General features: G+C 67.5%; 12 protein-coding genes and 1 pseudogene. 4 read left to right on the top strand and 9 right to left on the bottom strand.

What is annotated here, in order from left to right; genetic code table 11:
* Positions 1-5: 5 nt before the first annotated feature.
* From HTS88_RS04920 to HTS88_RS04900, 5 genes are read right to left on the bottom strand one after another with little or no spacing between them, the layout of a single operon-like run.
* Positions 6-1,100, bottom strand: coding sequence for an LLM class flavin-dependent oxidoreductase (locus tag HTS88_RS04920; RefSeq protein WP_174176080.1), 1,095 nt, complete (start codon positions 1,098-1,100; stop codon positions 6-8).
* Positions 1,097-1,933, bottom strand: a complete 837-nt coding sequence (locus tag HTS88_RS04915) for a DUF1684 domain-containing protein (protein ID WP_174176078.1) — start codon at positions 1,931-1,933, stop codon at positions 1,097-1,099. The genes HTS88_RS04920 and HTS88_RS04915 overlap by 4 nt, the downstream gene beginning before the upstream one ends.
* On the bottom strand, positions 1,930-2,985 hold the full coding sequence (locus tag HTS88_RS04910) for a transporter substrate-binding domain-containing protein (protein WP_174176076.1): 1,056 nt from the start codon (positions 2,983-2,985) through the stop codon (positions 1,930-1,932). The genes HTS88_RS04915 and HTS88_RS04910 overlap by 4 nt, the downstream gene beginning before the upstream one ends.
* A 10-nt stretch (positions 2,986-2,995) precedes the next feature.
* Positions 2,996-3,835 carry an amino acid ABC transporter ATP-binding protein gene (locus tag HTS88_RS04905; RefSeq protein WP_281358997.1) on the bottom strand — a complete coding sequence of 280 codons (840 nt, stop codon included), beginning with the start codon at positions 3,833-3,835 and terminating at the stop codon, positions 2,996-2,998.
* Entirely contained in the window at positions 3,832-4,917 is a 1,086-nt protein-coding gene (locus HTS88_RS04900; protein WP_174176074.1) for an amino acid ABC transporter permease, read from the bottom strand. Before HTS88_RS04900 ends, HTS88_RS04905 begins: the two co-directional genes overlap by 4 nt.
* 285 nt (positions 4,918-5,202) lie before the next feature.
* Here HTS88_RS04900 and HTS88_RS04895 point away from each other — a divergent pair, with 285 nt between their 5' ends.
* From HTS88_RS04895 to HTS88_RS04880, 4 genes and pseudogenes are all read left to right on the top strand, one after another.
* Complete coding sequence (locus HTS88_RS04895) at positions 5,203-7,143, top strand: FAD/NAD(P)-binding protein (RefSeq protein WP_174176072.1); 1,941 nt, start codon at positions 5,203-5,205, stop codon at positions 7,141-7,143.
* Positions 7,144-7,146: 3 nt separating this feature from the next.
* Positions 7,147-7,718 (top strand): annotated as a pseudogene (locus HTS88_RS04890) (GNAT family N-acetyltransferase).
* Positions 7,719-7,762: 44 nt separating this feature from the next.
* Positions 7,763-9,481, top strand: coding sequence for a helicase HerA-like domain-containing protein (locus tag HTS88_RS04885; protein ID WP_174176070.1), 1,719 nt, complete (start codon positions 7,763-7,765; stop codon positions 9,479-9,481).
* A gap of 69 nt (positions 9,482-9,550) precedes the next feature.
* Positions 9,551-10,543, top strand: coding sequence for a hypothetical protein (locus HTS88_RS04880; RefSeq protein ID WP_174176068.1), 993 nt, complete (start codon positions 9,551-9,553; stop codon positions 10,541-10,543).
* Between the two features lie 141 nt (positions 10,544-10,684).
* On the opposite strand, the gene HTS88_RS04875 is transcribed toward HTS88_RS04880, so the two are convergent.
* The 4 genes from HTS88_RS04875 to HTS88_RS04860 form a co-directional block, all read right to left on the bottom strand.
* Complete coding sequence (locus HTS88_RS04875; protein ID WP_174176066.1) at positions 10,685-11,503, bottom strand: endonuclease domain-containing protein; 819 nt, start codon at positions 11,501-11,503, stop codon at positions 10,685-10,687.
* A 250-nt stretch (positions 11,504-11,753) separates the two neighbouring features.
* The gene (locus HTS88_RS04870) at positions 11,754-13,778 is read right to left on the bottom strand and encodes an NHL domain-containing thioredoxin family protein (RefSeq protein WP_174176064.1); all 2,025 of its coding nucleotides are present in this window, start codon (positions 13,776-13,778) and stop codon (positions 11,754-11,756) included.
* The gene (locus HTS88_RS04865; protein WP_174176062.1) at positions 13,778-15,952 is read right to left on the bottom strand and encodes a bifunctional copper resistance protein CopD/cytochrome c oxidase assembly protein; all 2,175 of its coding nucleotides are present in this window, start codon (positions 15,950-15,952) and stop codon (positions 13,778-13,780) included. Before HTS88_RS04865 ends, HTS88_RS04870 begins: the two co-directional genes overlap by 1 nt.
* Positions 15,953-16,068: 116 nt before the next feature.
* The gene (locus HTS88_RS04860) at positions 16,069-16,356 is read right to left on the bottom strand and encodes an HU family DNA-binding protein (RefSeq protein ID WP_009358243.1); all 288 of its coding nucleotides are present in this window, start codon (positions 16,354-16,356) and stop codon (positions 16,069-16,071) included.
* Positions 16,357-16,661: the final 305 nt, after the last annotated feature.

Raw genomic sequence — 16,661 nt, 5'->3', positions numbered from 1 at the left:
TTCCCTTACTTTCCTGCGCCGGCGGGAGCAACGGCGTTGGATGCGGCGGTGGCGTCGGATGCGGCGGCGTAGCGGCTCACCGGGCGTGAAAGCCCCAGCAGGTCGCGGAAGGTGCCATCCTGCACCACCGGGCGAAGGACTCCACGGCGGCGCAGTTCCGGCAGGACCAGGCGGCCCAGTTCCTCCAGGTCTACAAAGAGCGACGCCGGGTGCAGGCGCACGCCGTCGGCCTCCTTCAGGAGTTCCGCAAGGAAGTCCGTGAGACCGGCAGCGGAACAGGCGTAGGCAGCACGGCCGGAGTCAAAGCCAGCCACCCGCCCCGCCGCAGCCTGCCCGCGGGAGTCCAGGACGACGTCGAGCTCGGCGATCACCGCCACGGACGCACCCAGCCGGGCACGGACATCGCGCACCTCGGCGGCGAGCAGTTCGGGCGTGGGGGCAGACACCAGGACGGCGTCAACAGCGCCGGCCGGCACCTGCCCCTCGCCCACCAGGGACGCTGCGGCCAGCACCGGCAGCTGGCCCTGCAGCGGCCGCGGAATGATGGACGGGCCCTTGACCGAGTACCCGGGTCCGGCAAACCCGGCCGGAGTTTCGAAATCGGCATAGTGGAGCTTGTCCACGTCGATGTACCGGCCGGTGGCGACGTCACGGATCACGGCGTCGTCCTCCCACGAATCCCACAGGCGCCGGGACACCTCAACGGACGCGGCGGCTTCCTGGGCCAGGGCGGCGCCACTCACGGAGGAACGGCCGACGGCGGCTGCCGCCTCGGGCGCTTCGGCCGCCGTGGCGATCCATCCGGCCCGGCCGCCGCAGACGTAGTCGAGGCTCGCCAGCTGGGTGGAGACGTGGAACGGCTCGGTGTACACGGTGTCCACCTCAGGGACCAGGGCGATGGTGCGCGTCACCGGTCCCGCGAAGGCCGCGCGCTGCAGGGCATGGGCGCGGCCGGGCGCCGGCGCATCGGTGAACGTGGCCACATGGAACCCGGCGGATTCGGCGGCCAGCACGGCCCGGGAAAGGTCCACGCCGTCCCAGCCGGCGCCGTCGAGTTCGATGGCAAGGAATCCCGCCTGGGGCGTCTTAGAGGTGCTCACTGCTTGTCCTGACGTTCGTAGGGGATCTTCTCGCCGGCTTCAATAGCCACCGGCAGCCGGTTTTCGGCCGGCGGCAGCGGGCAGGTGGCAAGGTCTGTGTAGGCGCAGGGCAGGTTGACTGCCCGGTTGAAGTCGAGCTCCACGGCGCCATCCGGGGCAGGCACAACGGAGAGCGAGCGGTTGGCCGGGTAGGTTGTCCTGCCGGAGGTCTGGTCCGTGAACAGCACGGACAGCGATCCTGGCGCGTGGCCGTTGAACGCGGTCAGCGCCAGGTCCTCCCCCGCCAGGCGGAAGCGGATCTCGCCCGGCGCCTCGTAGACGTGCTGGATTCCTTCGACGGCGGCCCCCACCGTGGTGGGCCGCGGCGCCTCGAACGGGACGTAGGTCCCGCGGACGGCGTAGGCGGCGTCCGGTGAGTATGCCGGCGTGCCCTGGTAATTCCGCAGCAATCCGTTCTCCGGATTCCGGGGCCGCACAATGCACTCGCCGCCGCGCTTGGCCACCTCAATGACCGTGTTGCCGGAGAGCAGGTTGATGCCGCCGCGCTCCTCGATGGGGCCGAACGTAACAGTCGTGCCCGCTTCGGTGTTCAGTTCCCTGCCGTCCCGCTGCAGGCTTTCGCCCGGCTCTAAAACCACGCGGACGACGTCGGCCTCCACCCTCCAGATGCCCGGCGCACCTTCCAGCCGGGCAGCTTCGCTGCCCAGCCAGTGCAGGTGGGTCACGGCCAGGAAACCGTGCGGGTGCGCCCGCTGCTTTTCGTGTGCGGCGTGCCATTCCTGCCAGTCTGCGTCAAAGGACTCCAGGGCTGTTCCGGTGGACAGTGCGTTCATGATGCCTTCCCTGAAGGGGCCGCGCTGGCCGATGCCTGCGTGGCCGCGAAGTTCTCTTCCGTGATGGTCCTGGATTCGGGCAGGGCTTCCTCGGACAGGCCCCAGCGCTCCAGCACCTTGCCGTAGGACCCGTCGTCGATCGCGGAGTTGAGGGCCTCGGAAATGACCGGGGCCAGGCCGTTGCCGCGCAGCGTGGTGGCGGCCACCAGGGTTTCGGACGGCCAGCCGGCGTTGACCTTGCCCACCACCTTCAGGTCGTCCCGGGTGTTCTCCCGGTACACCGTGGACGGGTAGGGCGAGATGTTCAGGTCGGTGCGGCCGGAGGACAGCGCCAGGATGGTGTCTGCGTCGGAGGAGTAGTACTGGAGGGTGGCCGGCGCCTTGCCCTTGCTTTCGAGTTCCTTGTTCCACGCCAGCAGGATCTTTTCCTGGTTGGTTCCGGAGCCCACGGACACCTTAAGGCCGGAGATGTCGTCTGCGCCCTTGATGTCATAGCTGGCGGATTTCTTGGCTTCGAAGCCCATGAAGGCCGCGCGGTAGCTGGCGAAGTCGAACAGCTTCACCCGGTCCTTGTTGACTCCCACGTTGGAGAACACGGCCTCGAAGTCGCCGGACTGGGTTTTCAGCGGCCAGTTCTCCCAGGACGTCACCTGGACGTCCAGCTCCAGGCCCAGCTTGTCCGCCACGAGCTGCGCGATGTCCAGCTCGGAACCGATGGCCGTCTGGTCATCCGTGGCGTGGAAGGACAGCGGGATGGACCCGGCCGTGGTGGCGACGGTCAGCTTGCCGTCCCTGCCGATCAGTTCGGGGACCTTGGCGGCGAGCGCCGCCTCTTTCTCCGCACGGATGCGCTGCTGGTCCGGCGCGGTGTTGTACACGACGCCGTTGCGGGCCGCCGTTGTCTGCGCCCCGCCCGTGGAGGTGCCGGCAGCCGAGGCGCCGGGATCAGCGCAGCCGGCCAGGGCGGCAGTTCCAAGAAGTACGACGGCGGGCAGCGCAGCGAGTGCGCGGCTGCGGCGTGGGCCGCGGGAAAGGCCAGTGGGAGGTGTCATGGGGAAGTCCTTAGATGTTGAAAGCCGGTTCGAGCACCTTGGAGAAGAAGCTCCGGGTGCGCGGTTCCTGGGGGTTGGTGAAAATGTGTTCCGGGCTGCCTTGTTCCACGATCTGCCCCTGGTCCATGAACACCACGGTGTCAGCCACGTCGCGGGCGAAGCCCATCTCGTGGGTGACGATGAGCAGCGTGGTGCCGGATTTCGCGAGTTCGCGGATGACGTCCAGCACTTCGTTGACGAGTTCCGGGTCCAGTGCGGACGTGGGCTCGTCGAACAGCAGGATTTTGGGGTCCAGGGCCAGGGCGCGGGCGATGGCCACCCGCTGCTGCTGGCCGCCGGAGAGCTGGCGCGGGTAGGCGTCCGCACGGCCCTTCAGTCCCACCCGGTCCAGGAGTTCCAGGCCGCGGCGCCGCGCCTCGTCTTTGGAGCATCCCTGTGCGACGACGGGGGCTTCGCTCACATTTTCCAGGGCCGTGAGGTGCGGGAACAGGTTGAAGTTCTGGAACACCATTCCGATTTCGGTCCGCTGCTTGAGGATTTCCTTCCCGCGCAGCTCGTGCAGCCGGTTGCCCCGGACTTCATATCCCACCAGGTTGCCGTCAATGGAGATGAAGCCCCCGTCCACCTTTTCCAGGTGGTTGATGGTGCGCAGCAGTGTGGACTTGCCGGATCCGGAGGGGCCCACGATGACAGCCACCCCGCCCGGTTCCACCGTGAGGCTGACCCCTTTGAGGACCTCGGTGGCCCCGAAGGACTTGCGGACCTTGGTGATTTCCACCAGGCCGCGGGTGGATGGCGTGGTGACTGGGTCGGTGGCAGTTGCCGGGGCAGAGGTAGTTGCGGTGCTCATCGGGCGTTCCTTGCGGTGTTGGCCACAGCGTGGGTGGCGAAGAATTTGCGGGCCTTCTGCAGGGGCGTCAGCGGCAGGTTCCGCACCGCGCCTTTGGAGTAGTGCCGTTCGATGTAGTACTGGAAGACGCTGAGCACGGACGTGATCACCACGTACCAAAGAGTGGCCACCAGCAGCAGCGGCAGGACCTGCTGCGTGCGGTTGTAGATCACCTGAACTGTGTAGAACAGCTCGGAGTAGGCCAGGACGTACACAATGGACGTGCCCTTGACCAGGCCGATGATCTCGTTGAAGGCTGTGGGCAGGATGGCCCGCATGGCCTGCGGCAGGACAATCCGCGTGGACCTGCGCCAGGCCGGGATGCCCAGGGCGGCCGCGGCTTCGAGCTGGCCCTGGTCCACGGAGAGGATGCCGCCGCGGATGATCTCGGCCGAGTAGGCAGCCTGGTTGAGGGTCAGGCCCAGTACTGCTGCCGCGAACTGGCTGATCAGTGTGGTGGTCTGGACCTCGAAGAACCGGACGTCCGTGAAGGGGATGCCCAAGCTGATCTTTTCGTACAGGTAACCCAGGTTGTACCAGAGCAGCATCTGCACCAGGAGGGGTGTGGACCGGAAGATCCAGGAGAACGTCCAGGACACCGAGACCAGCAGCGGCGAGGCGGACAGCCGCATGAGCGCCAGGATAAAGCCCAGCACAAAGCCGAGGATGCCCGAGATGGCCGTCAGCTTAAGCGTCTCCAACAGGCCGTTGATGACGGACTGGGCGGTGAACCACTGGGCCACCACTCCCCACTCCCAGCGCGGGTTGGTGGCCAACGACCACGCAACAGCGAAGACCCCGAGGGCGACGACGGCTGTCCCCACCCAGCGCCAGGGGTGCCTGGCGGCCACCACCCGGTAGGAGGAGTAATCGGTGGCCACGCGGGCCGTCCCGACTTCCGGCGGGACACCGCCGGACCCGGAAGAAACCGCCCCGGCCGCAGTTGCCCGGCTATCCGCGGCAGCCGGCGCCCGGCCGGCAGTTGACTGTGCTGGCTGTGCTGACGTTGTTGACTGCGCCGCGGTAGTTGCTGCTGAACTCATGCGCCACCCCGCTTCTTTGTTAGGTCCGAAAGATCGGATTGTTGAGGCCGGAGCTGTTTGCCCCGGATGCTGGCTGCAAATCTAGGACCCGCCTGGAGGGGCCAGCAAGGCGCCGGGTTGCATAACTTCACCGGGGTTCGCACGGCGTCATGAGTCGGATTCTTGCGTTGCTTGACGCGGTGTGACGCGCAGTTAACGGCCGTGACAAAGCGCTCGACCGCCGTCGGAAACGCTGCCTAGCATGGGCACTCCCAGCCGCCCTTCCCCTCCATAGCCAGGAGCGCCATGCCAGCGAACATTCCCGCCGTCGTCTTCATCGGCGGCGGTCCCCGGACGGCCGGCGTGCTCGAACGGATCGCCGCCAACCGTTCGGAGCTCTTCACCGGGCCGCTGGACATCCACGTTGTGGAGCCGTACGTCCCTGGCTCTGGACGCATCTGGCGCTACGACCAGCATCCGGGCCTTCTGCTGAACTCCACTGCCGCTGACGTCACGATGTTCACGGACGGGTCCGTGGAATGCCTGGGTCCTGCGGTCCCGGGTCCGGGCCTCGCCGAATGGGCTGCCGGCGTAGTGGACGGTTCGATTACCGACGTGCCGGACTTTCCGCAGCTTCTGTGGGAGCAGCTCAGGCAGCTCAACCGCGCCAGCTTTCCCACCCGCCAGCTGCAAAGCCAGTACCTGGAGTGGTTCTTCCGCCGAACCGCGAAGTCCCTGGGGCGCAGCGTGACGGTGCACCGGACCATGGCTGTGGACGTCACCGCGCTTGAAGGCGGTGGCCATGCCGTAGAGCTTGCGAACGGGCGGACCCTGCGCGCGGACATCCTGGTGAACGCGCTTGGGCATACCGATTCGCGCCCGGATGCCGCCTCGGCCGCCTGGTCCGGTTTTGCCAGGCGTCACGGCGGTTTCCATGCGGCACCCGGCTACACCACCGACGTCGACTACTCCCCCATAGCCCCCGGACAGGACGTCATCGTGTCCGGCATGGGCCTCGCCTTTGTGGACCTGCTGGTCCTCCTGACGGAGGGACGCGGCGGCCGGTTTGAGGAAACATCCGACGGCGGCCTCGAGTATGTCGCGTCGGGCAGGGAACCCCGGCTTTGGGCTGGGTCCCGCCGGGGAGTGCCGTACCACTCGAAGATCTCCGCAACGCTCCGCGGCGAGGCTCCGGGACCGCTGCGTTTCTTCACCGCCGCGGCGGTGGAAGCCCTGCTGGAGCGGCACGGGGAACTGGACTTCCGCAGGGACCTGTGGCCGCTGATCGCCAAGGAGGCGGGCTACGGCTACTACCGGGAGCTGCTGACGGGCAGCCCCGCCCGGGCCGCCATGGACTGGGACGAGTTCGCGGCCCGCTACGCGGCGCTGGACTGGTACAGCGCCCGCCGGGAGGAACTCGTGGCCGCTGCCGTACCGGATAGCGCCCTGCATCTGGACCTGGAACGGCTGGACCGGCCCCTGGAAGGGCGCCGGTTCACGGACCGGCAGGACGTGCAGGACGCCGTGGCCGGTTACATCGAGCATGACCTGGCGCTCCGGGACAGCCCCGACCATCCCGAAACGCTCGCGCTGTTCCTCGCGCTGCTGCACGTCTACATGGAGGTGGGCCGCGTGGTCCCACTGGAGCGGCTCAACGCCCGCTCCCAGCAGGCCGTCCACGGCTGGTGGCACGGCTTCTTCAGCTTTGTGGATTCCGGGCCGCCGCCCCACAGGCTCCGGCAGATGCTCGCCCTGCACCGGGCCGGGCTGCTGCAGTTCCTCGGGCCCAACCTTGAGATCTCCACCGACGAGGCCGACGGCACCTTCCGGGCCAGTTCGCCGCAGTTCCCCGGCACCCTTGCAGCCACGGCCTTCATCGAAGCACGGCTCCCTGGCACCTCCGTGGCCCGCTCGCTCAACCCGGCTCTTGAGTCCCTGCACCGCAGCGGCTTGGGCACGGAGCAGCAGCTGCTCACGGCGGACGGCATCCATTCCACCGGGAAACTGCTGGTCACCTCCCGGCACCAGCTGGTGGATGCCCAGGGGCAGCCGCAGGCCACGGTGTTTGCCGTCGGGCCTGGGACCTCGGGCTGGGGAGCAGGAGCATTCGCCCGGCCGGGCACCAACGCCGCACCCTTCCGCGAGAACGATGCCCTGGCCCGGATCATCCTCTCCGTTGCCCGCGGCCTCACGGCGGAACCTTCCGCCGCCTTGTCCACCGCGCCCGCCGTCGTCGGAAAGAACTGAACCATGACCGCTGAACCTTCCCTCAGGCACCCGTCCCGCAGCGCCGGGTCCCTGGACGGTGCACGCCCGCTTGACCCGGCCGCGCTGGAAGTCCTCAACCTCCCCATGGACGATCTGCGGGTCCGGCCGCTCCTGGACGAACTCGCCGTCGAGTACGACACCCGGTACGGCGACCTCTTCGGCAGGAAAGCCGCCGCGGAGGAACTGAACCGCTACCCCGCCGCGGAGTTCGCGGCGCCGGGAGGGGCACTCCTGATGATCCTGGAGGATGCTAAAACCATTGCCGGCGGCGCCTTCCGCCGCTATGACGCCAGCACGGCGGAGCTGAAGCGAATCTGGACGCACTCGGGACACCGCCGCCGGGGCCTGGGAAGGCTGGTGCTGGCCGAGCTGGAAGCACTGGCGGCCCGGCGGGGCTACACGCGCATCTACCTCACCACCGGGCCCGCCAGCCCGAAGCCAGGAACCTGTACCTCAAGGCCGGCTACCGGCCGCAGTTCGACCTGGATGCCGACCCTGAAACACTCAAGTTCCTGGCGTTCACCAAGGAACTTCCCGAAGGCCCACGGAAGTGAGGGCATACCGGCCACGGAGGCGCAGCCGCCGCTAAGCTAGCGCCATGGCCAACAAAACCACAGCAGAAAAGCTCGCCACCCTCCAGAAGGGCTACACGCTGGAAGGCGCCACCATCGAATTGGGGGCCGCCATCATCGACGGCGAACTCCACAAGGACGCGCCGGTGCGGCTGCCGCTATCGATGATGAACCGGCACGGACTCGTCGCCGGCGCCACCGGCACGGGCAAAACCGTCACGCTGCACATGATGGCCGAGCAGCTTTCCACCGCCGGGGTGCCGGTCTTCCTGGCCGACATCAAGGGCGACCTGTCCGGCCTGGCCACTGCCGCCACCGGCAGTGAAAAGCTGACCGCACGTACCGAGGGCATCGGGCAGGCCTGGCAGGGCCGGACGTTCCCGGTGGAGTTCCTGGCCCTGGGCGGCGACGGCAACGGCGTCCCGGTACGCGCGACCGTATCCTCGTTCGGCCCCATCCTGCTCTCGCGGATCATGGAGCTGAACGACACGCAGGAATCGAGCCTGCAGCTGGTGTTCTACTTCGCGGACAAGAACGGCCTGGAGCTCATCGACCTCAAGGACCTCCGCGCAGTCATCCAGTTCCTCACCTCGGCCGAAGGCAAGGACCAGCTTGAGGAACTCGGCGGGCTGTCCAAGGCCACTGCCGGGGTTATCCTGCGGGAGCTGGTAAGCCTTGAGGCGCAGGGCCTGGAGAAGTTCTTCGGTGAGCCTGAGTTCGACACCGCGGAGCTGCTGCGGACCGCCCCGGACGGGCGCGGGGTGATCACCTGCCTGGAGCTGCCCACGCTGCAGACCAAGCCCATGCTGTTCTCCACCTTCCTCATGTGGCTGCTGGCGGACCTTTTCGAGGACCTGCCCGAGGCCGGCGACCTGGACAAGCCCAAGCTGGTGTTCTTCCTCGACGAAGCCCACCTCCTCTTCAACGACGCCTCCAAAGCCTTCCTGGAAGCCATCACCACCACGGTCCGGCTCATCCGGTCCAAGGGCGTGGGGATCTTCTTCGTCACCCAGACCCCCAAGGACGTCCCCGCCGAGGTCCTCGGCCAGCTGGCAAACCGTGTGCAGCACGCCCTCCGCGCGTTTACCCCCGAGGACGCCAAGGCCCTCAAAGCCACGGTGTCCACGTTCCCCATGAGCGACTACGACCTCGAAGAGACACTCACCTCTGCAGGCATCGGCGAGGCCGTCATCACCGTCATGAACGAGAAGGGCGCCCCGACACCGGTGGCGCTCACCAGGCTCCGCGCCCCCGAGTCCGTGATGGGCCCCAGCGACGAAGCCCTGGTCCGGAGCACCGTGGCAGGCTCGGCCCTGCTGGCAAAGTACGGGACAGCAGTGGACAACCACTCGGCCTTCGAAAAACTGTCAGGGAAGGCCGCCGCGCCCACCGGCCCCGCAGCCGGCGGATCTGTTCCGCGCGGACCGGTTCAGGGCGGACCGGTTCAGGGCGGGGCGGGCCAGGACGACGTCGACGCCGAGGCGCGCCGGATCGAGGAGGAGATCCTTGGGCGGCCGAGCAGCAGGCCCGCCCCGTCCGCCGAAACAAGGCGCCGCACGCCGGCCGAAAGCGCCCCGGCCCCGCGCCCGGGTGCGGGAGACTCGATGGCGGGGGACATCGGCGGAATGCTCGGCGGCGCCCTGGGCGGCGGGCTCAAGAGCATGGCCAGGTCCATCGGCACCCAGCTCGGACGGGAACTTCTGCGCGGGGTGTTCGGCACGTCGTCCCGGCGCCGCCGCCGCTAAAACGGACCGCATCCTGCTGACTCAACTGCCGCCGTCGGACGCATGGCAGGTAACGTATGGAACGTGCAGATGAGTCAAGCGTTGGTGAGGATCGCAGCCGGATGGCTGCTGGGACTCATGCTTGCCGTCGCCGGCGCCGTGGTGGCGGTGAACCTGGTCAACAACACCGTGGCCAGTCCCCAGCAGCCTGTGCGTGAATATCTGGACGCGCTGCAGAGCGGCGACGGCGGGAAGGCGCTGGGGCTGCTCCGCGCCACTGTCCCGCCCAGCAACGCCGCCATGCTGGACGGCACGGCCCTGCAGACCGCGACGTCCCGGTTGACGAACGTGGATATCGGAGACGCCGAGGAACGCCCGGACAACCAGGTCATGGTGCCCCTGGAGTACACCATTGACGGCAGCCGGCTGCGCACTGAATTCCTGCTGCGCAAGACCGGGACCGAGTGGATCTTCTTCAACACCTGGGCTTTCGTTCCGTCCCGGCTGCCCACGATGGACATCACGGTGGTCAATTCCAGTGAGGCCACCGTCAACGGCGTCCCCGTCAACATGCCCAACGGCCGGAACTCCTTTGCGGTCTTCTACCCCGGCGAGTACGAGGCCTCCGTGAACGGGGAGTATTTTTCCGCGGCCCCCTCCCGTGCCACGGTGACGGCACGGGACGCCCCGGTGGCGCCGCTCAACCTCCTCACCCAAGCCACGGACAACCTGAAGAAGGACGTGTCAGCGAAGGTCAGGGAATTCCTGGACAGCTGTGCCGCCGTCGCCGCCAAGGAACAGAAACTCCAGCCGGACTGCCCGTTCTATTACGCCAGCAACAACACAGTGCAGGACGGCAGCATCAAATGGACCGTGACGGAATACCCCAACGTGTCCATTGAACCCTTCGACGGGCGCTGGGTGGTGGCTCCGCTCGACGGCAAAGCGAAGGTGGAGGCCCTGCAGCAGAATCTGTTCACGGGGGCCTGGTACCCCCTCAACGAGGAAGTGGACTTCAGCTTCACCACCCGCCTGGACGTCACCGGGGACACGGTGAAGGTCACCCCGGTACTGAGCTTCTAGGGCCGGATTCCGGGGGTCGCGCGGCCTGCTTGCGTCACGCAGGGCACTTTTTTGCACTCCCCCGCCGTCCACGGCCTCGGAATCGCGCAGTTTCTGTCTCAGCGGGCATCCAAAACCATGCTCCCTGTGACGCCCGCACGGTTATCGCCGCCGTCCCAGCACCGCCAGGACCTGCGCCACCATGGCCTCAGGCTGGTAAACCACGTCGGAGTAGTAATACCGGAGTGCCGTGTAACCCTGAAGGACGGACTCATTGTTCCGCCGGTGGTCCTTCTTGACCTGGTTCCAGTCGGCGTGGTGCCGGCCGTCCAGCTCAACCACGAGCCACCCGTCCAGCAGCAGGTCTATGTATCCCACCCGTTCCAGGTAGACCTGGGTCTGCACGTCGATCCCAGCTTGGCGGAAGTAGGTTCGCGCCAGTGTCTCAAGGAGGGAATCGGCACCCCCATCAACCCACTGCAGGACTGCCCTGGCTTTGCCGTTGCGCCGGCCCTCGAGCCGGTCGCGCAGGAAGCCCACCGTCATGTCACCCCTTGTCACGGCGCTCTCCACCATGACGAGGGACTCCCTGAGGGGCAGGCAGCGTAGCGCGTGAATGAGCACATCGGCGAGGGCTGCTACCGGCCGTATCGATGCGGGCGGCAGGAGCAGCCCGGCGTGATGGACAGCCTCATCCCCTACTGCTGACTGCCTCCGGTGGTAGACGTGGCGGAGGCCCGGCGCCGGCAGGCACCATAGGTTGTAATGTCCCGCGGCGCTGGAACAGGTCAGCAACTCCCGGTTCCGAAGTACGGCAATCAGCCCGGCAGGCGCCGTCGGAAGCGCATACAGTCCGCGGTCCGGCTGCAGGACCCCGCCGCGGACGGCCCGCCGAAGGGCTGCATCATCCACGCCGAGCCGGGCGAGGGCGGGTCGGCGGGCAGCTCCCCCGCAACGTTCCAAGGCTCGTGACACTTCCATGGGGCCATGGTGGCTGGCCACGGATGTGCCCGGCAGCTGCGGACGGGGTTATGTGGACAAACCGTGCACGCATCGGCTGGCGGATGCCGTCACGCTGGACAGGGTTTTGGCGGCAGCGCATCGCAGCCACCCCGGGTTTCCACAGTTCTCCTGTCCACGCAGCGCAAAAGGCTGCTTCCCGTGACGCATGAGTCATGGGCAGCAGCCTTTTGCGGCATGTCGGCTGAGAATCAGGGACGACGGCGGGGCGTCAGTCCATGCCGCGCAGGTCCAGCACGAGCTCGGTGTCGCCGTCGCCCTGCAGGACCACGGGGATGCCCCAGTCCTGCTGGTAGAGGTGGCAGGCGGCGTGGTCCGGGATCTCGCCGTCCTCCGTCTCGGGGCCATCGCAGGCGGCGGCCCGTGCAGTGATGTGCAGGATTCCCTCCGGCACGTCCGGTGAAAGCTCCAGGGTGCGGAGCAGCCCCACCGAGGTTCCGCCGCCGGAGGCCAGCAGCTCCGGCGGTGTGGAGGAGATCTTCAGCTGGGTGGGATCGCCCCAGCGGTCATCCAGCTTCTGCCCGGTGGGGGCGGTGAAGCGGACCGTCAGTTCCAGGGGGCCCGGCGCCACGGGGCTCTTGGGCCGGTGCGTCTGGACCGCGCCCTCATCCACCTGCTGGGCTTCCTTGGGGATCGGAACGAACACCACCTGGTGCTTGTTCGCCTCCACCACCACCAGCAGCGGCTCCGACCCGGCCGAGTGCGTGTGGTCCACAATCACGTCGGACGGCTCCAGGAGGCCGCGCGCCAGGGTGGACACTGCGCCGGAGGCGGGGTCGTACCGCCGCACGGCGCCGTTGTAGGTGTCGGCCACCGCCACCGAGCCGTCCGGCAGGACGGTCACGCCCAAGGGGTGCTGGAGGCGTGCCTCGGCGGCCGCGCCGTCCCGGAAGCCGAAGTCGAACAGCCCCTTGCCGATGGCGGACTCCACGGTGACCGTGCCGTCGTCGTCAATTGCCAGCTTGCGGAGGGCGGACGTTTCGGAGTCGGCTACCCAGATGTTGCCCTCGGCGTCTTCGGCCAGGCCGGAGGGCTGGGCGAACCAGGCCTCGTGGGCCGGACCGTCCAGCAGGCCCTCCAGGCCGTTGCCGGCCACGATGGCCACCGCCCCGGTGAGGGGGTCGAAACTGAAGATCTGGTGCACACCCGCCATGGCGATGACCACGGCGTTGAGCTTGCGCGACCAGACAACATCCCACGGCGAGCTCAGTGCCACGTCCAGCGGGTGCCCGCCGAGCTGGCCGGTGAATCCGGCTGCGTCCTCGTCCACGCGTGCCGGTCCGGCCTCCAGCAGCCGCTGGACGCCGCTGCCGGCAAGGGTGGAGGCCTTGCCGTCCGCAAGGGACAGTCCACGGAGCCGGTGGTTGACGGAGTCGGCAATCACGACGTCGTACCCGGCCTTGGCTGCCACGTCTTCCGGCAGCAGGACCAGGCCTTGGGGCTCATTGAACTGTGCCACGGCGGAATCCCCGGCGGCGGGGCCGTCCGCGTGACCCCTCGCCCCGGAACCAAAGGTGCCCAGGACGGTATGGAAGTCCGTGCCGAGCTCCACCAGCCGGTGGTGTCCCGTGTCGGTGACCAGCCACGAACCCTTGCCGGCAGCACCGTTTCCTGCAGCACCTGCCGCTGCGCCGTCGTCGGACGTTCCATTCACGGCGGTGGAACCGCGGCCCGGCGGAAGGAACAGTGCCTTGCCCGGGAAGCGCAGGGTGCCGGAGGTGGGCTCCGGGGCCACGTACGGGCCGGAGCCGCGGTGCAGCGTCCCCTTGGCCTCATGTTGTGCGATGAGCTCGGGAATCAGCACCGCCAGGCCGTCCGCATGGCCTTCACCGGACAGGTGAGCCACGATGTAGCCCTCGGGGTCGATGACCACCAGGGTGGGCCAGGCGCGGGCAGTGTAGGCCTTCCAGGTCTCCAGCTCGGGATCGTCCAGGACCGGGTGGTGGATCTCGTAGCGCTCAACGGCGGCGGCCAGCGCCACCGGATCGGCCTCGTGCTCGAACTTGGGCGAGTGGACGCCCACCGTGACCAGGACGTCGGAGTACTGTTCCTCCAGCGGCCGGAGTTCGTCCAGGACATGCAGGCAATTGATGCAGCAGAAGGTCCAGAAATCCAGCAGCACGATCTTGCCGCGCAGGGCCTCAAGATCAAGGGTTTTGCCGCCGGTGTTCAACCAGTTGCGGCCCACCAGTTCGGAGGCCCGGACCCGGGCATGCGTGCGTACGGTTTCGCTCATCAGCGTCCTTCCAGCTTGTTGCGTTCAGCCAGCCTGGCGTCGCGTTCGGCCAATTTGGCAAACATATCGTTGTAAGCGGTGAGATCGGCGTCGTTATTCCTGTCCGCGGCCCTGTCCACGCGTTTGGTCTCCCGCTGGTCAGACCGGGACCACATGATGGCGACGCCGAGCGCCACCAGCAGCGTGGGGACCTCGCCGATGCCCCAGGCCACGGCGCCGCCCTTCTGCTGGTCCAGGAGGGCCGAGGGGCCCCACTCCCTGCCCAGGTTCCCGAAGTAGTCCGCGGCAAGGAGGTTGGTCCCGCCCATGATGGCGACGCCGAAGAAGGCGTGGAAGCCCATGGTGGCCAGGAGCAGCAGGAGCCGCATGGGGTACGGCGCCCGGCGCGGCAGCGGATCGGTGCCGATCATGGTCAGCACAAAGATGTACCCGGTGAGCAGGAAGTGGACAATCATCAGCTCGTGGCCCACGTGCTCCCGCATGGCGAAGCCGAACAGGTCCGAGTAGTAGAAAAGCACAATGGAGCCGGCAAAGTTGGCTGCCGCAAAGAGCGGGTGGGTGACCAGCTGGGAGAACTTCGAGTGGATGAACACCAGCAGCCATTCCCGGGCGCCCCTGGAGCCGTCACCCCGGGCCGGCAGGGCCCGCAGGGCGAGCGTCACCGGCGCACCCAGGACCAGGAAGATGGGCGCCACCATGGTCAGTGCCATATGGTCCACCATGTGTGCCGAGAACAGTATGCGGCCATAGACCGACGGCGGGCCGGACGTGATGTAGGTCAGGACCAGGAGGCCGATGACCCAGTTCACGGAACGGAACCACTGCCACGTGTCCCCGCGCCGGTGGACCTTGGCCACGCCCAGGAAATACGCCACAAGCCCGAACAGCGCCGCGGCGATCCAGAGCCAGTCCAGGCGCCACTCGGTGAGCCACCGCTCCGGTGTCAGTTCAGGGGGAAGTTCGTAGCCCGTGAGGATGAAGGCCGGCGAGGCGTCAGGGGCGAAGGTGGTGGGCTCCGGTGGGGCGGAACGGCCCAGGGCGACGGCGACGCCGGACGTTGCGCCCATCACCAGGAATTCCGCCAGGACCAGCTGCCAGAGCACGCGTCGTGAAGACATTGTGGAGCCCTTGCGGCCCAGCTGCGGGATCACCCACTGCCGGTGCATGAACCCGATTCCGCCCAGGACAAGGGTGGCCGCTGATTTGGCCAGGATCAGCTGGCCGTAAGGAGAACCAAAGAGGTCTGCCCAGTTGGTGATCCTGATGCTCGCGTTGATGATGCCCGAGGCGAGCACCAGCACGAACGCGAAGCCCGCGAGCGAGGAGAACCGGCGGAGCGTGGGTTCCGTGATGTCGGCGGACGCTGCGGCTTTGGGGCCCGTCAGGATTCCGGACAGCAGGGCCAGCATGATGATGCCGCCCACCCAGGTGCTGACACCCACCAGGTGCAGGCCCAGCGAGTTGATGGCGCCTTCATGGTCGGCGGAGCTCGAGGAATGGCCAATCAGGGCGGTGGGGACCAGCCCCACCAGGGCCAGGACCAGCGTCAGCGCAAGTCCTCCAAGGGACCTCACCCCGAACAGCGCCGTCGTCACAATGGCCGCGATGATGGTGACGGCCAGCCAGGCCCGCCCCGTCTCGATGTCCGTCATGAAGAAGACCAGTGCCTGCGTGAACTCCGGGTCACCGGAGAGTCCCTGCCCCGCCACGTCCGAGTAGGTCAGCACCAGGACGGCGATGGCGGACAGCGTCCACGCGGCACCTGCCGCCGACGCCACGGCCAGCGCGCGGCTGAAGGCGGGATGCTCCGGCGCTTCACCGCCGGCAGCCTCCTTGGCCCGGCTGCGGGGCCCGGCACTGTGGGGGAGGATGCCGACGGCGAAGATCAGGCCGCCGATGACAGTCGCCAACGAGACGTTGTGGATGGCCTTGCTGACAGGGAGGCCCCAGCGGACCAACGCTCCAGGGTCAGACACGGCCCGGGCGCCTGCCGCACCGGAGAAAAACAGCGCCGCTGCAAGGCCCAGGAAAAGGGCAGCCAGTCCGGCCAGCTGCCATCCGCGGGGGATCCCCAGGGACCTGCTGTCTTGGCCTGGCGCACCGTTGCCCCGCGCTCCCTTGACGGAAACGGACTGGGGGTGGGTGGAACGTGGTTTTGCGGCAGAAGACACCATTCCATTGTCCGCTACGCCTGCCCGGCCAGCGAATCGGCCTTAAAAGCAAAAGGAGCGGCAACCGGGTGGTTGCCGCTCCTTTTCCTGCGCCGGCTACGTGCCGGGAAGGAAGAAGCTTACTTCTTGTTGGAGACTGCAGCCTTCAGCTTGGAGCCGGCGGTCAGCTTGACGCTGTGGCCTGCCGCGATCTGGATGGTCTCGCCGGTCTGCGGGTTGCGGCCGGTACGTGCTGCACGGTCGGTGCGCTCGACGGCGAGCCAGCCCGGGATGGTGATCTTCTCGCCCGCGGCGACAGAAGTCTCGAAAACCTCGAACAGTGCGTCGAGGACGGAGTTGACGGCTGCCTGGCTGGTGCCGGCCTTGCCTGCTACCTCTGCAACAAGTTCACTACGGTTCTTAGCCATTTATGTCCTCCTGGACGGTCATGATTCTGGAGCCTGAACGCGGCATGCGCACAAGCCACTGTTCGAAAACTTACCAGCTTGGGCCCCCCGGTTCCGCAAATTCCGCGTGTTTCCGCCACTTTTTGAGGTTAATCACCGCGTTTTAGAGGTTTTCTGCCCCGGATTCAGCCACCAGCGGACGCCCTTGGACCTCTCCCCCGGCTTCTCCCTGGGACGCTCTCTCACCTGATGCGGGGTTTCCCGGGATGCTCTCTCACTTGATGCGGGGTGTCCCGGGACGCTCTCTCACTCGATGTGGGGTGTCC

The sequence above is a fragment of the Pseudarthrobacter oxydans genome, assembly GCF_013314975.1.
Lineage (GTDB): Bacteria > Actinomycetota > Actinomycetes > Actinomycetales > Micrococcaceae > Arthrobacter > Arthrobacter oxydans.
The sequence above is the reverse complement of the archived record's forward strand: the minus strand, read 5'-3'. Positions and strand labels throughout refer to the sequence as shown.

Bases quoted from the DNA above. Each gene is read 5' to 3' on its own strand.
- HTS88_RS04915 (WP_174176078.1), bottom strand. From the start codon at position 1,933: ATGAACGCACTGTCCACCGGAACAGCCCTGGAGTCCTTTGACGCAGAC.
- HTS88_RS04905 (WP_281358997.1), bottom strand. From the start codon at position 3,835: ATGAGCACCGCAACTACCTCTGCCCCGGCAACTGCCACCGACCCAGTC.
- HTS88_RS04875 (WP_174176066.1), bottom strand. From the start codon at position 11,503: ATGGAAGTGTCACGAGCCTTGGAACGTTGCGGGGGAGCTGCCCGCCGA.
- HTS88_RS04865 (WP_174176062.1), bottom strand. From the start codon at position 15,952: ATGGTGTCTTCTGCCGCAAAACCACGTTCCACCCACCCCCAGTCCGTT.
- HTS88_RS04910 (WP_174176076.1), bottom strand. From the start codon at position 2,985: ATGACACCTCCCACTGGCCTTTCCCGCGGCCCACGCCGCAGCCGCGCA.
- HTS88_RS04885 (WP_174176070.1), top strand. From the start codon at position 7,763: ATGGCCAACAAAACCACAGCAGAAAAGCTCGCCACCCTCCAGAAGGGC.
- HTS88_RS04895 (WP_174176072.1), top strand. From the start codon at position 5,203: ATGCCAGCGAACATTCCCGCCGTCGTCTTCATCGGCGGCGGTCCCCGG.
- HTS88_RS04900 (WP_174176074.1), bottom strand. From the start codon at position 4,917: ATGAGTTCAGCAGCAACTACCGCGGCGCAGTCAACAACGTCAGCACAG.
- HTS88_RS04880 (WP_174176068.1), top strand. From the start codon at position 9,551: ATGAGTCAAGCGTTGGTGAGGATCGCAGCCGGATGGCTGCTGGGACTC.
- HTS88_RS04860 (WP_009358243.1), bottom strand. From the start codon at position 16,356: ATGGCTAAGAACCGTAGTGAACTTGTTGCAGAGGTAGCAGGCAAGGCC.
- HTS88_RS04870 (WP_174176064.1), bottom strand. From the start codon at position 13,778: ATGAGCGAAACCGTACGCACGCATGCCCGGGTCCGGGCCTCCGAACTG.